Annotated in this window: 3 protein-coding genes; all 3 read right to left on the bottom strand. The window is 59.6% G+C overall.

Going from position 1 to position 26,104, the window contains the following annotated elements; all coding sequences use genetic code 11:
- Window positions 1-15: 15 nt before the first annotated feature.
- Genes CSQ89_RS07515 through CSQ89_RS07505 form a run of 3 tightly spaced genes read right to left on the bottom strand, consistent with a single transcriptional unit; the run spans window position 16 to window position 26,104 of the window.
- Entirely contained in the window at window positions 16-7,059 is a 7,044-nt protein-coding gene (locus CSQ89_RS07515; protein WP_099405555.1) for a non-ribosomal peptide synthetase, read from the bottom strand.
- A complete protein-coding gene (locus CSQ89_RS07510) occupies window positions 7,056-17,723 on the bottom strand; it encodes a hybrid non-ribosomal peptide synthetase/type I polyketide synthase (protein ID WP_099405554.1) in 10,668 nt (3,555 codons plus the stop codon). The genes CSQ89_RS07515 and CSQ89_RS07510 overlap by 4 nt, the downstream gene beginning before the upstream one ends.
- On the bottom strand, window positions 17,720-26,104 hold the full coding sequence (locus CSQ89_RS07505; RefSeq protein WP_099405553.1) for a hybrid non-ribosomal peptide synthetase/type I polyketide synthase: 8,385 nt from the start codon (window positions 26,102-26,104) through the stop codon (window positions 17,720-17,722). Before CSQ89_RS07505 ends, CSQ89_RS07510 begins: the two co-directional genes overlap by 4 nt.

Below are 26,104 nucleotides of genomic sequence, written 5' to 3'. Positions count from 1 at the left end.
AAGAGGGAGGGGTAATCATGTTCCGGTAGTTCCAGTGTGCAGGCAGGCGTCGATAGCCTGGACGAGGCGGTCGGCAAGCATTGCAGCGTGGGGCTGAGTGACCATGGTGATATGGTCGCCCGAGGTCGCCAGCGTCGTTGCCACCCGTGCACAGTGCGCCGACCAACCCAGGCTTGGGTCGCTAGACTGTGGCGTGGCTTGCGCGTAGACCACACCTATTGACCCCAACCAATATCCGGGTTTGTAGTCGGCCAGTGCGGCGATACTTTGCCGGTAGCTCAACAACAAGCTGTCGATTACCTCGACCGATGCACTGGCGGCCAATGCACCGGCCGTTTGCAACCGTGTCAGCATCAATTGTCGCCTTGCCGGGCTGGCGAGCGGTGTCAGCTCGGCGCGCTCGATATGCACCGGGTGGCCAAAATAGTCACCCGCGGCCTCGGCAATCGAGACGATCCAATCGCATTCGTCGTAATGAGCAAATGCCTTGCCGCCATCGGGCACTGCGGTATCAATCAACACCAGCCCCGCGACATGTCGACCGGCCGCGCTGAATTGGCGTGCTGCTTCAAATGCCACGATGGCCCCGAATGAATGGCCGGCCAGATGCAGCGGCCCTTCTGGTTGTTGCAATCCAATGGCGCGGACCAGTTCGGCCGCCATGGTTTCGATGCTGGCGGGCTGCGCCGGATCGTGTTCTGTTTGCGCGCCAATAAGGGCATAGCGCCCTGATAGTGAACGGGCTAACGCCTGGTAGGCCATAGGGTTGCCGCTGGCCCCGGGCAACAGGTAGAGCGGTATGCCCTGGTCAGCCAACTGCAGCAAGGAAACACCGGCGCTGTTCGTCTTTCCTTCCAGCAAGCTGGCCAAGCCGGCGATGGTCGGTGTGCGTAAGAAGGCGGTGAAGGGCACGCTACGCTTGAAGCGGGCGCGCAGGCGATTCATCAGATCCAGCACTAGCAGTGAATGGCCGCCCAGTGTGAAAAAATCGTCATGGATGCTGATTTCAGTGCTGGCTAGCAAGGACTGCCAAAGCTTTACCAGTTCACGCTCAAGCGGACTGCGGGGCAAAACATGTTGCCGCTCGGGTAGGCGGCATAGGCGTGGGGTCTGCACGGGTAAACCGGCTAACACGTTGGCAAGGTCGATGTATTCGTCCATCAGGGCGGTTGCCAGTTGGGTGAAAGCATCGAGCAGTTGCTGGCCTTCGCTAGCTGGCATATAGGCCGTATTGCAGATGAGTTCACAACGCCAGCCTTCATCCGGCACGATCAACAATGTGATGGGGAAGTGCGTACGTGCGCCGTGGCCAGCGACAGCAACGATGCTGGCGGCTTCCTCCTGGTTTGGCTGTGGTGTATTTGGGTAGTTTTCGAAGATCAGCAGGGTGTCGCTGAGTGAATGGCTCGGTGGCAGTCCGGACCAACCATGGATGTCGCCACCCGTACACCATTCAAACGCGGACTGGGCGGCGGCGCGGACGTTGGCTTCCGCCAGCCACGACCAAGCAGGGCCCGTGTTGGGTAGCCGCAAGCGCAAGGGCAGGCTGTTAATAAACAGACCAACCCATTGTTCGCTACCCACCAGTTCGCCTGGTCGGCCCGATACGGTACGAGCGAACACCACGTCACGCTGGGCAGAAGCCCAGGCCAACACCAGTCCCCACAAGCCCTGGGCCAAAGCGGCCGGCGTCATCTGCCGGTGACGTGCTAACAGGGTGAGTTGTTGTATCACTTCTGCTGGAACACGCCGGCAATGGTCGGTATAGCCATCGCCGGGCGGCAGGCTGTCATCACGCTTGCCACAGGGGGTCGGTACCGTCGCTCCGGCCAGTTCAGTTTGCCAGAACGCGGCAGCCTTGATGCGATCACGCTGGGCCAGCCAACGGACATGGTCGCGGGCGTGGGTCGGTGGTGTGGTCGGCGATTGGGGGGATATCGCTTCGTTAAGCAGATGAGCGACGCTCCAGCCATCTAAAAGCGCGTGGTGGTAGGTCCAGACGAACAGCCAGCGCTCGTCCGATAACCTTAGGGTCGCGAACCGCAGCGGTGGCTTTATACCGTCGAACCCCGTCAGCTGGTCTTGCGCTAGCCAAGCCGAGACGTTCTGTTCGGCTTGCCCGCGCCAATCCAGATGCTGCCAAGTGGGGTCGACTGCCTCGAACACCACGCATAAGGGGTCGTCATCCTGTCGCCAGATAAAACCACTGCGCAGTGTTTCGTGGCGCGCAAGCAGCCGAGACCACGCTTGCATCAGCGCTTCGCGGTCAAAACTGCCATCGAAGGTAACAACGAATTGCTCCACATGCATGCCAGAGCCGGCATGCGCCATGCTCTCTAGCCACATACCGCGCTGCTGTGGCGTTACAGGTAGCAGGTCGGCGATCTCATCTGCACGCAGGTCATGTTCGTTCAAGAGCTGGTCGAGCGTTGATTGCTCGGTAATACCCGCCAGTGGGAAGTCGCAAGGTGCACGCCCGGCCAGTCCTGGTTCGGCCAGATGGTTCAGCAGCTCGTGCAGGGCATGCCAGCTTGCCTCGGCCCAGGCGTTGACGGTGACGGATTTGAGTTGGCCCTCGCTATAGCGAAAGTCGATGCGCAGTGTGTTGTCGTCCACCACCGCGACGATTTCGAGCGGGTAGGGCCGTTTGCCGGCTGGGTCGGTTGAATCGCCGCAGCCCGCCGTTACCGGCCGGAAAGGCCCGCCGGCAGCGACAATGTTGTCAAAGCGCCCAAGGTAATTGAACGCCACGGCTGGGCTTTCACCGGTGGTTTGCGACATCACACGCGGTGCACTGCGGATCAACTGCTTGAGCGTCAGTACGGCGGTTTCTAGTGACGGGGCGGTTGCCAGTTCAAGCTGTACAGGAACAATGGCGGTGAACCAGCCAACGGTGCCGGAAAGATCGGCATCCTCTGTATCGCGGCCATGCCGCTCCAAAGCCACAGTCAGGCTGGGCTGGCCTATGGCGCGTTGCAGGCCAAGCATGAGCCCGGTCAGCAAGAGTTCGGTTGGCTCGGTGCGATATGCATGGTTGGCGGGGCCTAGCAAGGCGGCAGTGGCGTTGGCCGATAGCACCCTCGACACAACGCAGGTTTCTGATTCGAGATTGCTGCCGTTGGGCCGGGCGATGGGAGGCAGCACCGTAACGGAGGCTGCTGGTGGTGAAGCGGCAGGCTGCGCCGCCAAATAGCTGGCCCAGTCGGCAAAACCCAGTGCGGCGGGTGGAATCGGTTCGCCGGTGATCGCTAGCGCCAGGTCTTCCATCAGCACGCGCCACGAAACACCATCGACCACCAGATGATGGGCAATCAACACCAGATGGGGGCAATCGTCGTGCGGCCCTTCAATCAGCAACGCGCACCATACGGGCCCGGTTGTGAGATTGAGGCTGCGCTGCGCGGTGTCGATCAACGCCAGTGCAGCGGGTTCATCCACCGCGTGAAGGCGGCGTAGTGGTGATGCCGTAACGGTGGCCACCATCAACTGCCAGCCGTGGTTGGTCTGGAAAAAGCGCAGACGCAGTGCGTCGTGGGCAGCTTCCAATGCCGCAATGGCCCGATCGAGTTGCGGCAGGGCGTCGGGCTTTACCGCCAGCCGTACCGCTTGGTTCCAGTGATGGGGATTGGCCAGCGCCAGCGAGAAAAACCACGCCTGGATTGGCGTGACGGGTAGTGGTGCATTGTCTGTCCGCCTGACAATGTTGGCTGTCTGGCGTTGCATCAGCTGGCTCTGTGCTTGCAAGGTTGGATACTTGAGCATGTCCTGCGGCCGTAGCGCCCACCCTTGGCGCGCCAGTCGCATTGACACCTGCATGGCCATGATCGAATCGCCACCCAGCTCATAGAAGTTATCCTCCATGGCGACCTGATCGTGCTGCAACACAGTCTGCCAGATGGCAGCCAACGCCTGAGACTGCATGCCTGTCGGTGGCGTATGGCTGGTTGTTTCTGCGTCGTAGTGGGGTGCAGGGAGCGCGTTGCGGTCCAGTTTGCCGTTGCGGGTTTGCGGTAATGCGTCGAGGCAAACCAGGGCGGTTGGAACCATGTGCTTAGGCAACCACGCCAGCAGGAAGTTTTGCATGCCGGCCGTATCGAGCGCTTCTACGCTTGCCTCAGGCACGATATAGGCTACGAGGCGCAACCCGCTGGGCGTCTCGCGGGCGTCCACTGCTACCTCGGCTATGGCCGGATGCGTACCGAGATATGCTTCAATCTCGCCCAGCTCGATGCGGAAGCCGCGAATCTTCACCTGGCGGTCGGCGCGGCCCAGGAATTCCAGCACGCCGTCGTCACGCCAACGTACGAGGTCGCCTGTGCGGTACATACGCGCAGTGGGGGTGTTCACAAAGGGATCGGGCAGAAAACGTGTCTCGGTCAGGTCGGGGCGATTGATATAGCCAATCCCGACATTGCCGCCACCGATATACAGCTCGCCAATCACGCCGGTCGGCGTCAATTCACCCTGGGTGTCGAGTACGTAAAGCCGGCTGCTGCCGTAGGCTTTACCAATGGGCAAAGCGCCGGCATGTTCGGCCACATCCTGCTTCCCGATTGGGTGCAATGTGGCGAATACCGTGGTTTCAGTGGGGCCGTATCCGTTGTAGAGCCGTACACGGTTTCCTACTGCCAATACGTCGTAGGCAGCGGATACCGAAACTCGGTCCCCCCCCGATATGAGGATATCGAGACTGGCCAAGGTTTTTGGACGGACTTTGCTTAATGCGGAAAAGAGGCCGGCAGACAGAAAGCTGACGCTGACAGTATGCCTTTCGATTAGATCGGCCAATGCATCGAGCCCAGGCAGACCGGGAGGGGCAATCACCAGTTGTGCGCCGGTTAATAGCGCACCCCAGATTTCCATCACCGAGGCATCGAATTCACTGGGGGCAAAGTGCAGGTAGACCGGCTGGTTTTCACCACTGCAAGGCGGCAGGCCAGCAACGAAGTGCAACACATTGGCATGGCTGACTTGCACGCCCTTAGGCTGGCCTGTCGACCCCGAGGTAAACATGACGTACGCTGTTTGTGTCGGTACGGTCTGTACCAGGCGCGGCGGCTGGCTTGTCTGGTCAGCCGTGAGGCCGGTCAGGTCGATGGCCATGCGGAAATGAGTCGCCAAGGCCATGCCGGCTTTGTCACTTGCCAGCATGATGCTGGCGCCACTGTCTTCGCACATCTCAGCGATACGGGCTGCGGGGAGATCTGGCGTAATGGGCAGATAGCTGCCGCCCGCTGCCAGAATGCCCAACATACCTTCGATAAAACCCATTGAACGTTCACCCGCGAGGGCAATCACGTCACCTTGCTGCATGCCGATGTTGTGCAAGGCGGTGGCTATGGTCTCGGCCCTTGACCATAGCTGGCCATAACTGCACGATACGGTTTCGGCATCACCCCAGTGCAGTGGCGCAAGCAGAGCAGGCCGGTCAGGTTCTGCCAGAGCAATACGGTGCAGACGCTGTGGCAGCGTTTCGGCGAATTCAATACAGGACGCAGGTTGCGCCGCCAGCAAGGCTGCACGCTCGGTCGGGGTCAGCAATGCGAGGCGGGATATGGGCGTGTCGGGTGAGGCTACGGCTGCATCGGCCAAGTACAGCAAATGGTCGAGCAGTGCCTGCATGCGTGGTGCATCAAAACGGGCGGTTGCGTATTCCAGACCCAGCGTGAGCGCATCACCGACTTCGTCGATCGCCAGGAAAAGCGCGAACTTGGCGGTATCGCTGGCGATAGGCAGCGCCTCTACCTCCAGGTCGGCGAAGCGCAAGTTGCTCCGAACAGTATTTTGCAAAGCAATCATCACTTGGAACAACGACTCACGGGCTTCGAGCGCCACCGCTTCGGCAAGGATGCGCTCTGCCGGCACCTCGGCGTGTGATAGCGCACTGGCGGTTGAATGGGCTACCCGGCCAACCAGTGCCTGGAAGCTCGGCTCGCCCTCCAGGTCAAGCCGTAGCGGCAAACGCCCGGCGAACAGGCCGATTACTTCTTCCAGTTCAACCCGGCTTCGGCCGGCATTGGCGGTGCCCAGCAGCAGATCGGATTGACCGGTATAGCGATACAACAGGGTGCCAAACAACGCAGCCAGGGCACTGAACAAGGTAGTGCCAGCTTGGGCGGCGATGTGGCGTAAGCCCTGTGCCGTGGCGGCGGGCAGGGTTGCCTGTAATGAAGCGCCGGCAAAGTCATCATCACTGGCCGCGGCAGTTTGCTTGGTGGGTAAATCCAGCGGTGGAGGCAGTTGGGCCAGTGTGCTGCGCCAATAATCGAGGTCGGCGCGGTCTTCTCCTCGTTTGCTGCGGTCTCTTTGCCAGACGGCAAAGTCTGCATAGCCTAGTGGCAGGTTCGTGTGTGTGCTGGCAATGGCCTTCCCATCGGGTCGGTAGAACTGGCTGAGTTCACGCACCATGATGTCGATGCTCCAGCCATCGGCCACAATATGATGTGGTGTCAGCAACAACACATGCGAATCAGCAGCGCATTCGATCAGGGTGGCCCTCAACAATGGGGCTTGGGTGAGGTCGAACGGCTGGCGTGATTCTTCCGCCAGTAGTCGCGCTAGCTCGGCCTCCTGCGCTGTTGGGTCCAGCCGGGACAAGTCAAGTCGCGGCAACTGAAATTGCACCGCAGGCAGTACGAACTGCATGGGCGTGTCATCGACCAGCCGTATGGCGGTGCGAAAGGCTTCATGCCGGTCCACCAGTGTCTGCAAGGCCTGGCGCAATGCATCGGGTTGGAGTAGGCCACGGATACGCAACGCGCCAGGGATCAGAAAGGCTGCCCCGCCGCCTTGCTGCTCGGCCATCCAGACAGCGCGTTGCTGAATCGATAATGGAGCTGGGGCATCGGGTGGCCCTTGCCGACGTTCGATCTCTGAGTCAATGGTGCTGGCACGGCCTAATAGCGCTAATAGTTCGCTACGGTGCTGTGCCAGTTCCGCCTTGAGCGCGTCGGTAAGCCGGCCCTTGGGAGAACGGAAACGCAGCTGACCTTCTTCGGCCCAGATGGCAATACCGATGCTGTTGAGTTCCGCCAGCAAGCGGATGGCGTTGTCGCTCATAGCGTTCCCTCCTCGTATTCATCAGTATTTTCGTCAGCGTCCGGGGTGGGCGAGCCTTGCATGGCGCGAATCGCAGCAGCCAGCAATCGTACTGTTGGTGCCTGCAGCACCAGCCCCACCGACAAGGGCAGGCTGGTAGCACCACGCAGGCGGGCAATGACACGGGTCGCCACCAGGCTGTCGCCGCCCAAGGAGAAGAAGTCGTCGTTCGGCCCGATGGCGGCCAGCGCCAGTGTGTCTGCGATTGCCTGGGCGACCATGGCTTCCAATGGGTCGTCATAACCCGAGATAATAGGATGTTGCTCTGGGAGGGCATCGGTAGCGTCGTTGGCGTAGGCGCACCAACGGGCAAGGCGTGTTGGCAATTCGCCGGCTGAGACCAGCACCCGGCCGCTTAAGCCCGCAGCCATGGCTTGCATTGAGAGCGCAATGGCGGTTGTTGCCGATAAAGCATGTTGCGTCGATGGCTGGCCGTCGAAATGCCAGCCATCGTAAGCCAATGCCAGCCATTGCACGCCGCTGTCACGTGCCTGTTGTTCGGCGAATACCTCCATCCAGCGGTTGCCAGCCGCATAGGCGGCAAAACCCAACCCGCCCAACACCGTTGAAATGGATGAACACAGCAGCACATGGCGTACCGCGACGCCATTGAGTGCCGCGGCGAGCTGTACCGTGCCGCTCAGTTTGGCAACCTGTATTCGTGCGCAAGTTTCGGGGTCGTATTCGAGCACAGGCTGGTGCGCCATCTCGCCAGCAATACCTGCGGCATGGACCACGCAGTCGAGGCGGCCAAAGTGCTGTAAGGCCGCGCGGACAGTACTGCTTGCTACGCCATCGATACAAATATCGCCCGCGAGCACTAACACTTTGGCTCCGAGCGCGCGCAGTGACTGCAGGCGTGGGTCGTCCTGCGTCGGTGCATGACGGCCCAGTAAAACCAAGCGCGACCGAGGCTGAGCTGCCAAATGGTGGGCGAAGGCCATGCCCACATTGCCAAAAGCGCCAGTTATCAGCGTGACGTCACCCTCCTGCCAGGGTGAGGCGGCATCGGTCAGGGTCAGTGACTCGATAGTAGGCAGACGACGGCGCCCATCACGCAGTACAACGCTGGCAGGGCCATCAGTAAGACACTCGGCGGCCAACGCAATCAATTGGCGGCGGTTGATAGGCCCGGAAAGATCGATCTGGCGCAGTTGTAGTTCGGGCAGTTCTTGCCCAATCGATGGCACTGCCGCCGCTACCCGTGCGGCTTCAGCATCCGTGTCTGCGTCGGCTTCCTGGGCGTTGGTGGTAACTACCAGCAACTTACCCCGATGCTGGCCTGCCAGCCGCTTGGCCAGAATCAGCAACGGGTCGAAAGCCGGGTTTAAGACAATTAATCGATCGGCGGCGGGGGGCGTCAGCAGGCCATCCCAATCCAGCACAGTGGCACCGGCTGCGGCCAGTTGTGTAGTCAGGCCATCTAGTGTGCTACCCGTTTCGCCATACAGGGCTACGTGCAGACCGGTATGTGGTAAAGCCGGCTCGGCATAACGCCAGTCGAGCATGGCTAGTGTGGGTAGACTGGCTGTGTGCTTCGGCTGGCCGGCTGGCGCTGCCAACCAATGGCGGTTACGCGCAAACGGATAAGTGGGCAGTACGATGCGCCGCGGCGGATGGACGTGGTGCAGTGCTTGCCACTTGGGGGTCAATCCCGCCTGCCATAGCTTGCCCAGTGTAGCCAGCCAAGCTGTGTCGCTGGCTTCATGGCCGATACGGCCCAGCATGGACAAGGCTGGTATACCGGCAAAGCGGGCAAACCCCGCCAGGGTGGTGCCCGGCCCGACTTCCAGCACTAAGGTATCGGCTTGGTCGAGTTGTGCAATGGCTGGCGCAAACTGCACGGGTGCACAGAGTTGACGGGCCCAACGCCCGGCGTCGAGCGCTTCGGACTCGCTCATCCAGTCGCCACTCAGGTTGGATAAGATCGGCAGCTTGGGCGTTTGCAGCGATAAGGTGGCCAACAGGGGACGCAGTTGCGCAGCGGCCGGTTCCATCAATGGTGAGTGGAACGCATAGTTGCTACGCAGGCGTTGCCAGACGATGCCGTGCTGGTCCAGCGTGATGGTGAATTGCTCCACTTCCGCCACAGTGCCTGTTACCACGGTCAGCTCCGGGGCGTTGAGCGCCGCAATGGCGAGGGTCTCTGGCAGCAGTGCAGCCAGCGTAGCGGCAGCTGTTTCGACCTGTAGCATCGCACCCTTGGCGCTCTCGTGCATCAGCCTGCCACGCAGCACTACAAGGCGTAACGCCTCGGCTGGCGATAACATGCCGGCGACCGCTGCCGCCGTGATTTCGCCCAGGCTGTGGCCAACCAGGCCGGTGGGGTGGATATCCCAACTGGTCAATAACTGGGCCAGTGCATATTCAAGGATGAATAGCGCGGGCTGGGCGATATCGGTGCGCGCCAGTAGTGCTTCTTGGTCGGCATCGCCTGGCTTGGCGAAGGTGCTCGTCCGCACATAGTTCGCCAACTCGGCTGGCAGTGCAGCGAGGCATGTATCCACCACCTGGCGGAAAATGGGTTCATTGGCATAGAGCGCACTGCCCATACCGGCACGCTGGCTGCCCTGACCGGGGAAAGCAAAATACAGCCGGGGGCGGCGGCTTGAGGTTGCCAACGAGGGCAGGGGGGCTGCCAGTAATACGTGCTTGGCCTCGGCGGGTTCTTTCGCCACGATAGCAAGCCGCCAGGACAACTCGCGGCGTCCACTTTGCAAGGTCCAGGCGATGGCGGCCAAGTCCACATCGTCGCTGGATAGTGCATCGGCAAGCTTGTGTCGGTAGCGTTCCAGCGCTGCGGCATCGTTGGCCGATAGTAGCAATAGCTGCGGGCGTTTCTCTGCGGTTGCTTCGTTCAGGGTGGGTGGTTGCTCGACAATACAGTGCGCATTGGTGCCGCCAATGCCAAAGGCACTGACCCCTGCCCGGCGTGGTTGGCCATTGTCAGGCCAGGCGGTGGTTTCGGTGACAACCTGAAAGCGTTTGGGTTCCTGGCATAACAAGGCATTGGGTTGTGCCACGTTCAGGCTGGCGGGAATCAGACCGCGTTCGACGATCAGCGCTGTCTTGATCAACCCTGCAATGCCTGCCGCTGCATCAAGGTGGCCAATACTGGATTTGAGCGAGCCGATCAGGCAGCGTTGACCCTCGTCTGCTGTACTGAAAGCACCTGTCAGCGCGGTCAGTTCCACCTCGTCACCAAGCCGCGTGCCGGTGCCATGGGTTTCGACGTAGCCGATATCGGTCGCAGTTATGCCCGCTTTGCGCAGCGCGGTTTGTAATACGGCTTCCTGGCCGCCAATTGAGGGCGCAGAGAACCCTACCTTGTCGGCCCCATCGTTGTTGATGGCCATGCCGCGGATGACGGCGCGAATCGGGTCGCCATCGGCGAGGGCCTGCGACAAGCGCTTGAGCACCACCACGCCGACGCCGTTACCGGGCACTGTCCCCGCTGCATCGTGACTAAAAGCGCGGCAATGGCCGTCAGGCGACATGATCGAGCCTTCCTCATACAAATATCCCACGTTGTGCGGTATCGATATGGATGACCCGCCTGCCAGTACCACGTCGCATTCATTGCTTTGCAAGGCGCGTACCGCTAGGGCGACCGCCACCATGGAGGTAGAACAAGCGGTTTGGACGCCGACTGCGGGGCCATGTAGGCCAAGTTTGTAGGCGACGCGGCTGGCGAGGTAGTCCTTATCGTTGGCAAATAGGACACGGAATAGCTCGGTATCCGCCACCGCTGGGCCACGCAGGGCCGACAATACATAGGAGCTGATGGAGCCGCCTGCGTAGACGCCGATTGGACCTGAAGTACGGGCAGGGTCGATACCTGCCGTTTCCAACGCTTCCCACGCGCATTCCAGGAACAGCCGGCCTTGCGGGTCGATGAGGGCGGCATCGGCGGGGCTGTAATTGAAGAGGCGTTCGTCAAACTGGTCGATCCCCTCAAGCGTGCCGGCATAAGGCACATAGCCTGTGTGGTCTAGCAGGGCAGGGTCCGCGCCATCTTCCAGCGATGTCTCGCGGCTGATTTCACTGATGCCGGTTTGGCTGGCGAGCAGGTTACGCCAGAGTGTTTCCACATCGGCCGCGCCTGGGAAGCGGCCAGACATGCCGATGATGGCGATGGCCGTGTCTTTCTCGCTGTCTTCCTGGTGTGCAGCAGCACTGGCCTGGTTGGATTGCGATGTATTGGCTTGTTCGATGTGTGTTGCCAATGTCGCCACGGTGGGGAATCGGAACAGATCGATCAGCCGTGGTGCTGGGTCGAACAGCTGCTTGATGCGTGCTTGCACACGCATCAACAATAGCGAGTTGCCACCGACTTCGAAGAAGTTGCTGTGTGTATCGATTGAGGGTATTTCGAGTACTTCACACCATATGGCGGCGATTTGCCGCTCGACATCATTTGAAGATGCACTGCTTGCCTGGCCGGCGTTCTGTGGTAAATGGCCCAGTAGCGCACGTCGATCGGTCTTACCACTGCTGGTAAGTGGGAAATGAGCGCAAGGTTGGAACACCGAGGGCACCATGGCTTCCGGCAGGCATGTTGCCAGTTGCCGGCGTAGCTCGGCGATATCCACCGTCGCATCGGTTTCGATCAGTAAAAACGCCACCAAGCGTCGTGTTTCCGCCTGCGCCCCTTGAACCAGAACAACGGCTTCTCGTATTTGAGGGTGTTGGCGCAGGGCAGATTCGATTTCACCGAGCTCAATCCGGTGGCCGCGTAGTTTGATCTGATTATCACGGCGGCCGATGTATTCGATCTCGCCATCGTCTCGCCATCGACCGGTATCACCGGTGCGATAAAGCAGTGCGCCCGCTTGTGGGTTGAAGGTGTCGGCCACAAAGCGCTCGGCGCTGAGTTCAGGGCGGTTCAGATAGCCTTGTGCAACCTGCACGCCGGCAATGCAAATTTCGCCTGGTACGCCGATGGGGACTTCCTGACCCAACTCGTCAACGACATGGATGCGGCAGTTGGCGATGGGATGGCCGATCGGTTGTGGCTGACCACGTTCTATCAGGTTGCAATACGAACAGGTGACTTCCACCGAGGCTTCGGTTGGGCCATAGAGGTTGACCAACTGGGCATTGAAGCCACGATCGAAGAAGCGATCGCGTAGTTCAGGCGACAGCGCTTCGCCACTGGTGAAGACATGCCGCAGCGAGGCGCAGCGGGAGGGCTTGGCATCTGCAAGGAACATGTCCAGCATCGATGGTACGAAGTGCAGGGTGGTGATGCCGGCACGCTCTATCAGTTCGCAAAGATAGTCGGGGTCACGTTGGCCGCCAGGACGGGCCATGACCAGGGTTGCGCCACTGATCAGCGGCCAGAAGAATTCCCAGACTGAAACGTCGAAACTTGCGCTGGTTTTTTGCAATATTTTGCTGTGGCTATCTTGCGGAAAGGCGGATTGCATCCAAAGCAGACGGTTGACAGCCCCTGCATGCGGCACCATTACACCCTTGGGCCTACCGGTAGAACCGGAGGTGTAGATGACGTAGGCGACATTCTGGGGATTGCGCACTGGCATTGGCGCTGTCAATGGGCTGATGGCAACAACAGGTGTGAGTACCGGCAAGGTTGTCGTCAGCCAGCTGGTGGTGTCGGCATGCGCGATGATGGCGACCGGTGCAGCATCCTCGACCATAAAAGCGAGCCGTTCGTTAGGCAGGTCTGGATCAAGCGGCAGATAGGCTGCGCCTGAACGCAGTACGGCCACCAAGGCCACCGGCAAGTCCACACCGCGTTGCAGGTGCACCGCCACAATACGGCCAGGGCCCGCGCCGTGTTGCATCAACTGGGCTGCCAGCGCATCGGCGCGCGCCAGAAGTTCGGTAAAGGTAAGCCGACCATCTTCGGCTTCCACGGCGCAATGGAGTGGTGTACGCGCTACTTGGGCGGCAATCAGTGCATCAATGGTCGTTGCTGGCCCAAAATCAACGGTGGTGTTGTTCCAGGCTGCCAGCATTTCCCTGTCCAAGTCACGCAGCAAGGAGGTACGAAAGAGTGAGCATTCCGGTGTTCCGGCGTCTCCAAGTAGCCGCAGGAAAGCTGCCGCCATGCGCTCCGCTGTCCCGGCCTTGAAAAGGTCGCTACGGTAGACCAGCTGGGCGCTAAGACCGTCTGGATTTTCTTCGGCGTAAAGGCCGAGATCGAACTGCGCCGTGTTGCTTTCCACTACCAGCGTTTCGACTTGGAGGCCATCCCAGTTGTGCTGGTGGAAATCGGTGTGCTGGTAGTTGAACAGCACTTGGAACAGCGGATGCCGACTCAAGTCATGGGCTGGCCGAAGCGTGTCCACCAGCCGCTTGAAAGGCATCGTCTGATGGGCAAAGGCATTCAGGCAACGCGCTTTGACCCGCTCAAGCAGGGTACGGAAATCCGGTTCACCGTCGAGTTCGGCCCGGATAACCACCGTATTGACAAAACAGCCAACGACATCATGTGTTTCAAGTACATCACGGCCTGATACCGGTACACCCACCGCAAAATCACGCTGATTGCTCCAACGCGCTAGCAGCACTTGGAAGGCTGCCATCATGACCATGAAGCGGCTGGCGCCCACGCTGCGCGCCAGTTGGTCTATCTGTGCACATAGAGAGGCTGGGATATCAAAGCGAAGATGGCCGGCAGGGTTAGCTGACTGCGATGGACGTGGGTAATCGGTAGGCAATGCCAGCACAGGCAAGTCGGCCAGTGCACCTACCCAATAGGTTTGGTCGGCTGTGTTGGCACCTTCGTCGCGCTGTACGGTTTCGGCGTGAGCAAATGCCGCATACTGCAAGGCAGGCTCAAATTCCGGTGCGCTGTTTGTGCGCAATGCCGTGTAGATATGCACCAGCTCGCGCCAAAGAATGCCGAACGACCAGCCATCCGCGATGATGTGGTGCAGCGTAAGACTGAGTACATGGTGATCGGACCCCAACACAAGCAGCTTGGCACGTAATAGCGGTGCTTGCGTGAGGTCGAATGGCTGGCATGCTTCGCTATCGATACAGCTGCGCAGCTCGGCCTCCTGCCGTGCGGTATCAACCTGCCGAAGGTCCACAACAGGCAGAGGGATGCCTATCGGTTCAATGACACGTTGCTGTGCGATGCCTTCGATCTCATAAAATGCTGTTCGCAACACTTGGTGCCGTCGTTGCAATAAGTCCAACGTGTTCGATAGCACGCTGCGCTTGAGCGGCCCCCGGATACGGAGCGCCCCCGACAACACATATGCCGTGCTGCTTGGGTCGAGTTGCTGGATAAACCACAACCCGAGCTGTGAGGCTGATAGGGGTATGGGTGAGGTGGCAGTGAAAGCAGGCAATGTCTGCGCTGCAATGGGTGCGGTAGCTTTGGCAACGCGGGGAGGTATATTCGCTGCAGCCACAACGGTATCGATGTGCGCTCCCAATGCCGCCAGTACCGGGTGGTCAAACAAGGTGGACATTGGCAGGCGAATACCAAAATGCTTGCCCAGCCGCGAGGCAACCCGGGTTGCCAGCAGCGAGTGGCCGCCTAAGGCAAAGAAGTCATCCTGACGGCCTACCTGCGGTACGCCTAGCAAGGTTTGCCAGAGTTCAGCAATGCGTTGCTCGACTTCATTCTGCGGCGCTTCAAAGGTGTGCATCGCGAATGCGTCTAGGTTGGGCGGCGGCAATGCGCGCCAATCCAGCTTGCCATTTGACGTCATCGGAAAGGCATCAAGACAGACAAAAGCACTGGGCACCATGGTGTCAGTCAGCATTGTCGTCAACTCGTTACGCAATACCGTTGCTGACAACGTTGTGCCGGACTTAGCCAGCAAATAGGCCACCAGACGTTTGTCGCCAGCGATGTCCTCACGTGCTAGGACGACCGCATCGCGGACACCTGTGCAACGGCATAGATTGCGTTCGATCTCGCCCAATTCGATTCGCTGTCCACGTAACTTGACCTGCTTATCACTGCGGCCGAGATATTCGAGCGAGCCATCGGGCAACCAACGACCCAAGTCACCACTACGGTACAGCCGCGCTGTAGCGTTGGTTGCGAACGGGTCAACAATAAATTTCGCTGCTGTCAGTTCTGGGCGGTTCAAATACCCGCGAGCGACACCTGCGCCGCCAATATGGATTTCACCAACCTCACCCGGCGACAACAACTGTGACTGGGCGTCGAGGATATAAATCTGTGTATTGGCAAGTGGGCGGCCAATTACCGGCGTATCCCCTGCTTCGTGCAACGTACAACTGGTGGCATCTACTGTGCATTCAGTGGGGCCGTAAACATTATGGATACGGGTGCCTACCACATTACGTAGCGTACGCCAGCTATACGGCGAGATGGACTCGCCCCCCACTAGCACACACTCAGGCCGATAAGGCGATGTGGATGCAAAGCCGGCGGCTAGAAGCAAATCCATGACCCCTGGGGTACAGTCGAATGCATGGATTTGATGCGTGGTAAGAAAATCCAACAGCGCGGCACCATCTGCACGTAGCGCTTGTGGTATCTGCACCAGGCAGTGGCCTGACAGCAGTTGCAGCAAGGATTGCAGGGATGCGTCGAATGAAATCGATGCGTTCAGCCCGACTTTCGCCTGCGGCGGCAAGCCAGCCAGAAGCGGCTTTAGCCCTACCCACAAGTTCGTGACCGAACGATGCTCGACCATCACTCCCTTGGGCTGGCCGGTTGAGCCGGAGGTGTAGATAACATAGGCTAGATGGCTCGCATGTAAGCCCACATCAGCCGGGTCGAGGTTGTGGTCCGACTGCGTCGCCAATAAAGCAGTTGACGCCGGTGCATCCAAACACAGCGATGGTAGCGTGCCCAGATTGAATCGGGGCAGGATAGTGGCTTCGGTTAATAGTGCGACGGCGGCGCTGTCGCTAAGCATGTAAGTCAGCCGCTCGGCCGGGTAAGTTGGGTCCAGCGGCACATAAGCGCCACCCGCCTTGAGGATGGCCCATAGACCAACTACCTGTGAAATACCACGCTCACAACATAACGCCACCCGTTGATCAGGCTGTACGCCAAGGCTGCGGAGATAATGCGCGAGTTGGTTGGCGCGACTGTTGAGCGCGTCGAAAGTGAGTGTTTCACTTTTGTATTGGAACGCCGGTGCATGGGGAGTGCTTGCTACCTGTATTTCCAGCAGGCGATGCAGCAATTGTTCTACCGGCAGGTCTTGTCGGGTATTGTTAAGGTCAGATAACAAACGTGACTTTTCGATGTCGTTTGCTAGACGCGCCTGCGCCTGGGCGTGTAGGGGTGACCTGCCAGCAAACAAGGCCCGTAGCGATTGCGTTTGTTCGCCTGTCGCGGCAGTCAACATCTCACCAAAGCGCTCGGCAACCCAGGCGATGGTGTCGGGGTGGAACAACGCGCTGTCATAGTCGAGGGTGGCGGTATAACCCTGCGCGCTGTCAGTCACTTCCAACACCAGGTCGGCCTTGGCTTCACCACTGCGCAGCGGTGAGGGCAGAACAGTCAGGCCGGCCATATCGATGGCGGTCTCAGCAGTGTTTAGCGAGAACAGGGTCTGAATCAGCGGCGTACGGCTACGGTCGTGCGGCCGTTTTAAGCGTTGGACCAAGCGGTCGAACGGTGCGCCGGCATAGGCCAATGAATCACGCCAGACATCGCGCACCGCTTGCAGTGTGTCACCCACGGTGGGGTTGCCCACTACGCGGAAACGCAGTGCCGCCGTTTCGGCGAACAAACCGACGATGCCTGCCAGGGCGGGGTCGTTGCGGGCGCTGACCGGGGTGCCAATAGCAAAGTCATCCTGCGCCGACCAACTGGCCAGTGTCATGCCCCAGGCTGCCAATAACACTGTAAACGGTGTCGCACCCAATTCACGTCCTACTTCCCCTGCCGCGCGATGCGTAGTTGGCGGCAAGTCAAAGTAGTGACGGGCTCCCTTGGCTGCGCGTAGGGAAGGGCGTTGGTAGTCGGTTGGCAAGTCGAGGTCGGGCACGCCGACCAGTTGAGTTTCCCAAGCGGCCAGCAAGGTTTCTGTTTCGGGTTTAGCAAGTTGTTCCAACTGCCACTCGGCAAAGTCGGCAAACTGTAACTCCAGGTCATCCAGCCTAGGTTGGCGAGGGTCGATGCGATGGCTGTAGGCCTGCGCCAGGTCGGTCATCAGCAGGCCCAATGAGGGGCCGTCGCAGATGATGTGATGAATCGCCAGCGCCAGCAGCCAGTTGTCCTGACCCAGTTTGAACAACGCTACTCGCAGGAGTGGCGGTTGGGACAGGTTGAACGGTTGATGCGCCAACGCTTCGGCGGCTTGATGGGCATGTGCCAGCTTATCTACGGTTGGCATGTCGCCCAAGTCGATGACATCCAGCACCAGCGTTACGCTCGGTTCAATTGCCTGCATCGGGTTGCCGTCCATCTCAACAAAACCGGTGCGCAGGCTTTCGTGTCGGGCCAAGCAGTCATTGAGTGCCAACTGCAATAGGTCGGGCTGTAGCTGCCCGGTGAGGTGCAGGGTGCCGGCGATGGTGTAATTGGTGTTATCTGGTTCCAGTTCACAAACCAGCCAGAGCCTTTGCTGCGCCGCAGACGTGTTGCATAGAAAGACCTCACTGTTTGCAGCGTCGACGGCGCTTGCAACGATACCCAGTTCTTGCGTGCTCATTTTGCAGCTCCTTCAACCATCATGTCGTTCGTCAGCTGCTCACGTTTCACTCGTTGACGGTTTCGCGATCTCAAGCCGCTATTGGCGGCCGAGTTGGTGTCATCGTGTTCTGCTGCCTCAATGAGCGCGCCGAGCTGTGCCAGCGTTGCGTTCTCAAAGAAGGCTTTGAGCGCCAGTCGTACCGACCAGTGCTGTTGCACCCAGGTAATCAACTGCGCAGCGGCAAGCGATTGCCCCCCAGCGGAGAAGAAGTTTTCGTCGACACCGCTGATGGCGATTTTCAAGGTCTCGTGGACGTAGGCCAGCAGTTCGGCTTCGATGGGTGTACGGGGTGGTTGTGTTGCGATGGTGTCGGCGATGAAGTCCGACTCGATGAGTGCGCTGCGATCAACCTTGCCATGCCGGCTGATGGGCAGCGTCGCGATCGTCATAAACTGGGTAGGCACCATATAGGCCGGCAAATGTGCCAATAGCCAGTCGCGCAGGATGGCGTCGGATGCGGCGTGACCCGGCCGAGGCACCAGCCATGCAATCAGTTGCTGGCTGACCACGCTGTCGCCGCGCAGGTCCACCACGGCTTCCTGCACTGCCGGGTGTAGCCGAAGTACGTGCTCGATTGCGCCTACTTCAATCCGCAAACCGCGCAGCTTCACCTGGCCATCGATGCGGCCCAGATATTCCACCGCACCGTCTGCCCGCCAGCGTGCCCTATCGCCTGAACGATAGAGGCGTTCTCCACTGGCAAATGGGTCGTCCACAAAGGACTGGGCGTTCTGCTCCGGTCGGTTAAGGTAACCACGCGCCAGCGCACTGCCGCCGATAAGGAGTTCGCCTTCCATACCAACCGCCACAGGCCGGCATTGGCTATCGACAATACGGAGGACGGTGTTAGCGATGGGATAACCAATGGGCACCGGCCCGTTATCGCCAGGCAGGCATTGGCAATGCGTCACCATGATGCAGGTTTCGGTCGGCCCATATAAGTTGTGCAGCTCAGTTGACAGGCCTCGCTGGAAGAAAGCCTCGCATAAGCTGGTATGCAACGCTTCGCCACCGGCAAACACATAACGCAGCGAATGGCACTGTGCAGCTTCCGGCTCGGCAATAAAAGCCTCTAGCATGGCTGGTACAAATTGGGCGACAGTGACGCGCTCCACATTGATCAAGCCAACCAAGTAGGTCGGATCGCGATGTCCATCGGGCGCCACTACCACCAGCCGGGCGCCGGCAGCCAGGGGCCAGCATAGTTCCCATAGCGAAATATCGAAGGTATACGGCGCTTTCAGCAGTACCGCGTCGTCCTTTTCAAGCGGAAAGCGCTGCTGGGTCCAGGCCAGTAGATTGGCCAGACTGCCATGGGTGCACTGCACCCCTTTGGGTTTGCTGGTCGAACCGGAGGTGTAGATCACATACGCAAGCTGCGTAAAGTTGACCTCAACGGGTTCGGTTTGCGCTTCGGGTAGGGAAGCCAGTACTTCCGGTGTTTCGATGATCAGGACCGGGCAAGCGACTGCCATGCGGGCCATGATGTCGCTGGTTGTGACCAGCGCGATGGGTTGTGTTTCGGCGAAGATTTCATCGCGTCGCAACGCGGGTTCGCTCGGGTCGAGTGGCATGTAGGCCCCGCCGGCGTAGAAAATGCCCAGCACCGTGACAACGAGTTCCAGCGAGCGCGGCAGCATCACCGCGACAATCTTTTCTGGGCCTGCGCCCAGGCTGATCAGATTCCCTGCTATAGCGCGGGCGGCAAGATCAAGCGTGCGGTAGTCGATTCGCTTGCCATCGGCTGTTGCCGCAATACGGTCGGGGTAATTGGCCGCCATGCGTGCGACTTGCGCCGGTACCGTCAGGACAGCGTCAAGATCCAGCTTTGGGCCATCGAAATCATGTAGCAGCTTGGCAAGCTCGGCTGGCGGCAACGCACTGCGCTCGTCCAACACGGCGCTAGGTGTAGCCGCAATACGTGCCGCCCAATCCATCCACCATTTGCCAAGCTGCACAATATCGTCTCGTTGGTGGCGTTGATGCTGGTAGTCGAGGTCGAGCAGCCAGCCGGCGTCGGATTGCAACAGGTTGATGGCGAGGTCAAACTTCACCGCCTTGACTGGTGCGTCGAGCAGCGTGGTCGGCATGCCAGCGAAGGACGACTGACGAATACGGTCGAGATTGAAGGTGACAGTTAGCGAACCTGGGCGGTCGTCGCCGCCAGCCAGTACAGGCTCGAGGATGCGGGCCAGTGGATAGGTCTGGTAGGCTGACATCGCCTCCAACTCGTCGCCTAGCCAGTCGAGCAATTGATGAAACGGGGTGCCGCGTTGCAAACGCGACCGCATCGGCATGATTTGCACGGCTTGACCTACCATGCACTCCAAGCCATCCAGCCGGCCATGGGTAGGTATGCCGATCAGAACATCGTCACGATCACACAGGCTGTGGAAGAAGGAGAGCGTCAGGCCCAGTGCAGCGGTAAACAAGGTGGTTTTCTGCTGGACAGCTAGGCCCGTCAGCGCGATAGCCAGTTCGGGGGGCACCGACAGCCTTACCCGTTCGCCTTCCCAACGCCCGACTTGCCGGGTGATGCCTGTATTGGCAGGGGGCGGCGTGAACAGCAGCGGAGCAGGCGCATCAGCCGTACGCTCACGCCAGAAGGTTTCAGCCGTCGCATCCTGAGCGTTCCGCAACCTTTCAAGTTGATGGCGGAATGGTTGTGCGGCGGGTAGGGCGGCACTGATTGTGCTGTCGCACAGGGTGCCCAGTTCGTCGACGATCAAAGCCAACGACCAGCCGTCAATCAAGGCGTGATGGGCCCGGAGCGCCAGGACATGGCGGTCCTCAGCCAATTTTAACAGCCCGGCCTGTAGTGGGCCCGTTCCGGTCAATTCGAATGGCTCGGCAACGAAGTGTTGCAGCCAGGGTTCTACCTCGGCCATTTCGGCGTAGCGAAGCGGTGTCTTGAGGGTAGATAACACGGTTTGCATGCCCGTTTCAGCATCAATCGTGGTGCGTAGCGCTTCGTGGCGCAATGTGAGCTGGACAAGTGCACGTTCGATCGTGGCGGCATGGATGACACCGTTCAATTCAAACGCTACTGTCTCGCAATAGGCATCCGCCGCAGCCGGGTTGAGCAAGGCTGCGAGGCAGATTTGCCGTTGGGTATCTGACAGCGGCAGCATATTGCTGCTGGTGTCGAAGGCGGGTTTGGGGATGGTGCTGGTTTTGGCGGGCAGATAGTCGCCATCACGTAATGCGGCGACCGAATCCATGACGCCTTCGACGATGGCGTCGATCTCGGTGTCACCGTGGGCATCGCACAGAAAGCAGTTACGGCCTTCCCACACAAACAGGCCACGATGCAGCAGGTGGTAGTAGAACAGATCCAGGTTGCCGGCATGCTTGAAACGGAAGACCGAACCAAAGCGGATCATCGACAGCGGGACAGCTTCTGCGGCAAAGCGGGCGTTGAGTCGGTCAGTCAGGTTTTCAGTGCGCGCATTGAGGTTGTCCTGGAATGCCGGCCCGCGCAGTTTTAGCTCGCTCAGCACCGCGTGGGATAAGGCAAAGCCCAGTGGGTGGTTGTTGAAGGTGCCGGCAAAGAAGGTGGTGCTGGCGTCGGGTGCCGAATTGTCTCCAAAGCGCCAGACGCCGCCATCAATTCCGTCGAGCAGGCGGCCCCGTGCAGCCAGGGCTGCCATGGGGACGCCGCCGCCCAGCGTCTTGCCATAGGTGACCAGGTCCGCTTCGACACCGAACACTTGTTGAGCGCCACCGGGCGCAGATCGGAAGCCGGTAATCATTTCATCAAAGATCAGCAAAATGCCGTGGCGTGCCGTCAGTTCGCGCAGGCGTAGCAGAAATTCACGTGGCTGCACGTCCAGCGCCCGGCTTTGGACTGGTTCAACCAGTACTGCTGCCAGTGTGTCGGCATGGGCTTCGATTGCATTGAGTGCGGCATCGCTGTCGTAATCGAGTACCAGAAGATCAGACACAAAATTCGGCAGGATGCCGGGCGTGACCGGCTCGGCCCATTCACCTACCAGAGCACGGTCGCCCAGCACCCCATCAAAGTGGCCGTGGTAAGACTTGCGGAATACCGCTACTTTGGCGCGTTCCCGCACCAGTCGGGCCAGCCGTAGTGCGGTCATAACCGATTCACTGCCGGACTGGCAAAACAGCACACGGTCCATGCCGGTCATCTCGCATAGCATCTGCGCGACATCGGCAGCGAGCGGCGAGCGAGTGCCCAGTGCCAGGCCAAGATCAGCCTGGCGTTTAATAGCATCGGTCAGAAACGGTGCGCCATGGCCAAACAGGTTGACGCCGAAATCCATCGACAAGTCAACGTATTGGTTGCCATCCACATCCCACAGGTTTGCACCGGCGGCACGCTCGCCGCTGATGGGGTAGATGATTTCTTTGAGTGAGGGACGGAATCCGGCAGAAGCGCGCACATCGGCCAACCGCAGTCGGCGCTCATCAGCCAGCCGCTTGGAGGTGGAAGTACGGGCCACATACGATTCGGTAAAGGCTGCAAGGTGGGCCTGTTGCTTGGCACTGGCTGCGGCTCGGGGAGGGGAGGCTGCAACCGTGGTTACTAAGGGGAGCGTTACCCTACTGGCATGCGCAGGCACCGCCGGCTTGTCTGTCTGAGTGGTACCGAGCGCAGCCAGTTGACTGTTGATAACCTGTTGTACCAGTTGCAACTGTTTCTGAAAGAGGTCGGCCAGTGCCATTGGCGTGTTGCCGGGTAAGGCGGTGCTGGCAGCCGATAGCGCGGTCTGCTGTGGTGGTGCTGTACTAGCTGGTTCGGCAGCCGCTATCGCATGCTGTGCCAAATGAAGGCTCAGCGCATCAATGGTGTTGAGGTCATTCAGTAGTTGCCGCGCGCTGATTTTCACACCGTAGCTCGCCTGGATGCTGCGCATCGCTTCGGCCATCATCACCGAATCAGCACCCATTTCGATAAAGGGGCGCTCTGTTGGCAGGTTGCTGGCCGATTCCCCCAGCGCTCGGGCGATCTGGTTGACGACGTCGGCGCGAATAGTTTTTATCTGGGTTTCAAGCATGTCGGCAGACGGGGCCGGCATGGTGGTGCAATGGGGCATGGCGGCTTCCTGGCGTGGGGCAGAGGCGGGGGCGGTACCGCTGATTGATGTACTAGATGAGTAAGGCTGGTCGAAAGCGGTCCAGTCGATATCGATTCCTAACTGGTAAAGACTGGCGAGGCTATCGAGTACGCTGATCCAGTCGCGGCCGGGGCCGTCGAGCGTACTGAGCCAAGTCGCATCGCTACCGCCAGGCTGGTTTGGCCCCAGATTCACCAACGCTGCTTGTGGACCCAGTTCAACGAACAAGCGATGGCCATTCGCCAGCAACGTGGCGATACCTTGGCGGTAAAGCACGGTATGGCGCGCGTGATTGACCCAGTAACGGCCATTGGGCGCATTGTCAAAAAGACGGCCTGTCAGGTTGGAAACCAGCGGCAGCTTGGGCGCTTGCCAATCGATGGCATCGGCTAATGTGAAGAGCCTGTCGAGAATGGGCTCCATCAACGGCGAGTGAAAAGCCGCCGTGACCTCAAGCCGCCGGCTGCGAATGCCTTGACTTGCCAGTTGTGCGGCAATGGCGTCTATTGCGGCAGCATCGCCGGCCAATACGCAGTGTGATGGGCCGTTATCGGCTGCCAGCGCTATCTGCGTAGACATTGCGGTCACTAGCGGCGTAACTGTCTCAGCCGGCACTTTGACTACCAGCATACGGGCGTGTTTGGCGGTTTCCTGCATCAATGCGCCACGACGCGCCACCATGGGCAAAACCTGCTCAAGTGACGCCATGCCAGCCAATACTGCGGCGACGTATTCCCCCAGGCTGTGGCCAATCAGTGCCGTGGGCTGTACCCCCCACTCTGCCCACAATTGAGCCAAGGACCACGCCAGGGCGAATTGGGCAGGTTGGGCGTAACGCGTTTGCTGCATCAATGGGCCACTCAGGGCGGCATCAAACAGCAGGGTGGTCAGTGGGATATCAACCAAGCCCTCAAGCAAGGCAGCGCAGCGGTCTATCGCCTGCCGAAAACCAGGGTGGTCGCGATATAGTTCGGCCCCGGCTCCGGGCGCGGTATTGCCTTGCCCTGTGATTAAGAACACAACCCCGCGCCCAGGCCGGTTGGCGGCAATGGCAGCGTCGAGTTGTGTTGGCAATAATCCAAGACGCAGCTCATCACGTGTCGAGGCGGGCACTGCGACACAGATCTTGCCCCTCAAGGCGCGCGACGGGGCATGTCGGCAAAGGTCTGCAACGGGTGGTGCTGTCGGTTGTTCAAGCTGCTTGCGTAGCTGGCTGGCTTGATTATGTAGGGTTTCACGGTCGTCAGCAGACAGTACGAGTACATGACGGGGCCGTGTTGCTGGCGCAGGTTCGTCTTGGGTAAACCAACAGCGACGCCGCTGCCAGGGGTAGAGGGGTAATTCAACCACGTACCCTGACAATGCCACCGCACGCCAGTCAAGCGTGTGTCCGAGCACGTAGAGTGCCGCCCCCATGGCCTGGAGGCTTTGTTCTGGCGTTGCCGTCGCTGAAACCACGCAGCGTATCCGTTCGGGCAGGGCAGCTATTACGGCGTCGCTCGGAAGCAATAAATCCCAGCGTCCATTCAACTGTTCTGAGATAGCGTCATCTGACCCTAATACAGCCGCTACATCTATGCCCCATTGGCGTACCTGCATTTCAGCATCGGCCATCTCGCATACCATCGCCAAGCGGCGAGGTCCGGTTGCAGGGCGGGTTCCACGCAGCAGGGCAGGGTGGTCGATACCGGCTTTGGCGGAGGCCAGTGCGTCGATCAGCGTTGGCAAGGTGCCGAATGCTGCCAACCGGTGGTCCATATGGTCTCGCCGTAAGGACGCGGTATAGATGACATCGGGCAAGGCGGCAGGGTCAACCGTCTGCAAATGCGTGAGCATTTGCGCCGCTTGTGCGGTAAGCGCCGTTGCAGACGCGGCAGACAAAGGTAGCAGCCAGAATTGTTCTGCAACTTGTGGCGCGTGCGGACGGGATACTCGTGGAGCAGATTCGAGAATAACGTGGGCATTGGTGCCACCAAAGCCGAAGCTGCTGACGCCGATGCGCGCTGGGCGTGCTACTGTAGTCAATGGCTGAGTGCTGATGGCTACTTCAAGGCGCAGCTGATCAAGATCAATCTCTGGATTGGCGTGCTGGAAATTCAACGACGGCGGCAGTTGTCCTGCGTTCAGAGCAATGGCTGCCTTTATCAACCCCGCAATGCCGGCCGCGGCTTCGAGATGGCCGATATTGGTTTTGATTGAGCCAACACGTAGTGGATGTTGGCGATGTGTTGCGAAGACTTCCCCCAAAGCCTGTGCTTCAATTGGGTCGCCTAAGGGTGTGCCTGTGCCGTGCAGTTCGATGGCATCGATATCGCCAGGTAGCAAACCGGCATCGGCCAGTGCTGCGCGAATTACCGATGCTTGTGCCGGACCACTGGGTGCTGTGAGCCCGTTCGTACGGCCATCCTGATTCACCGCAGAGCCTGCAATCAGCGCCAGCTGGCGGTCTCCCGCTGTGGTTGCGTCTTCCGCGCGCCGTAAAATGACCACACCGCAACCTTCGCCGCGAACATAGCCATCTGCTTTTGCATCGAATGTCTTGCAACGGCCATCGGGTGACAGCATTTTTGCGCCGGCAAAGACCTGCATCAGTTCGGGCGACAGCAATAAGTTGACGCCACCGACAATGGCGAGGTCGATTTCACCGCTACGGAGGGCGCGTACTGCGATATGCACTGCGGTAAGCGACGATGAACAGGCGGTATCAACCGCCATGCTTGGCCCCGCCAGATTGAGAAAATACGAAATACGATTTGCCGAAATACTGAAGGCATTACCCGTACCTGAATACAAGTCGGCCGACTCACGCCGCGTCATTTGTAGACGGCTGTAGTCAAAGGTAGACACGCCGATATAGACGCCCGTTTTGCTACCCGAGAGTGATAGGCGCGGGAGACCGGCTGATTCCAATGCTTCAACCACCAACTCCATCAGCAGGCGTTGCTGAGGGTCCATATGATTGGCTTCGCGCTGTGCAATGCCAAAAAATTGAGGGTCGAATAATTCAGGCGCCTGAATCAACCCTGCCCGTTCGATGTCCGCTGTCGCAATGGTGGGACGTAGTAATGGGATTGCACCTATCGCTTCTTGCCCAGCAAACAATAAGTCACTTAAGGCTTGCAGGTTTTCGGCACCAGGGAAGCGGCATGCACCGCCAATGAGTGCGATACGACCTGTAGGAGTCGTATCAGAGGGTGTCGATATGGAGGCTGTTTGAGAGGATGCCAGCGCATCTAAGGACCGCTTCTTCGTCGCCAT

This window comes from Chitinimonas sp. BJB300, assembly GCF_002735695.1.
In the GTDB taxonomy this organism is placed as follows: domain Bacteria; phylum Pseudomonadota; class Gammaproteobacteria; order Burkholderiales; family Chitinimonadaceae; genus Chitinimonas.
The sequence above is the reverse complement of the archived record's forward strand: the minus strand, read 5'-3'. Positions and strand labels throughout refer to the sequence as shown.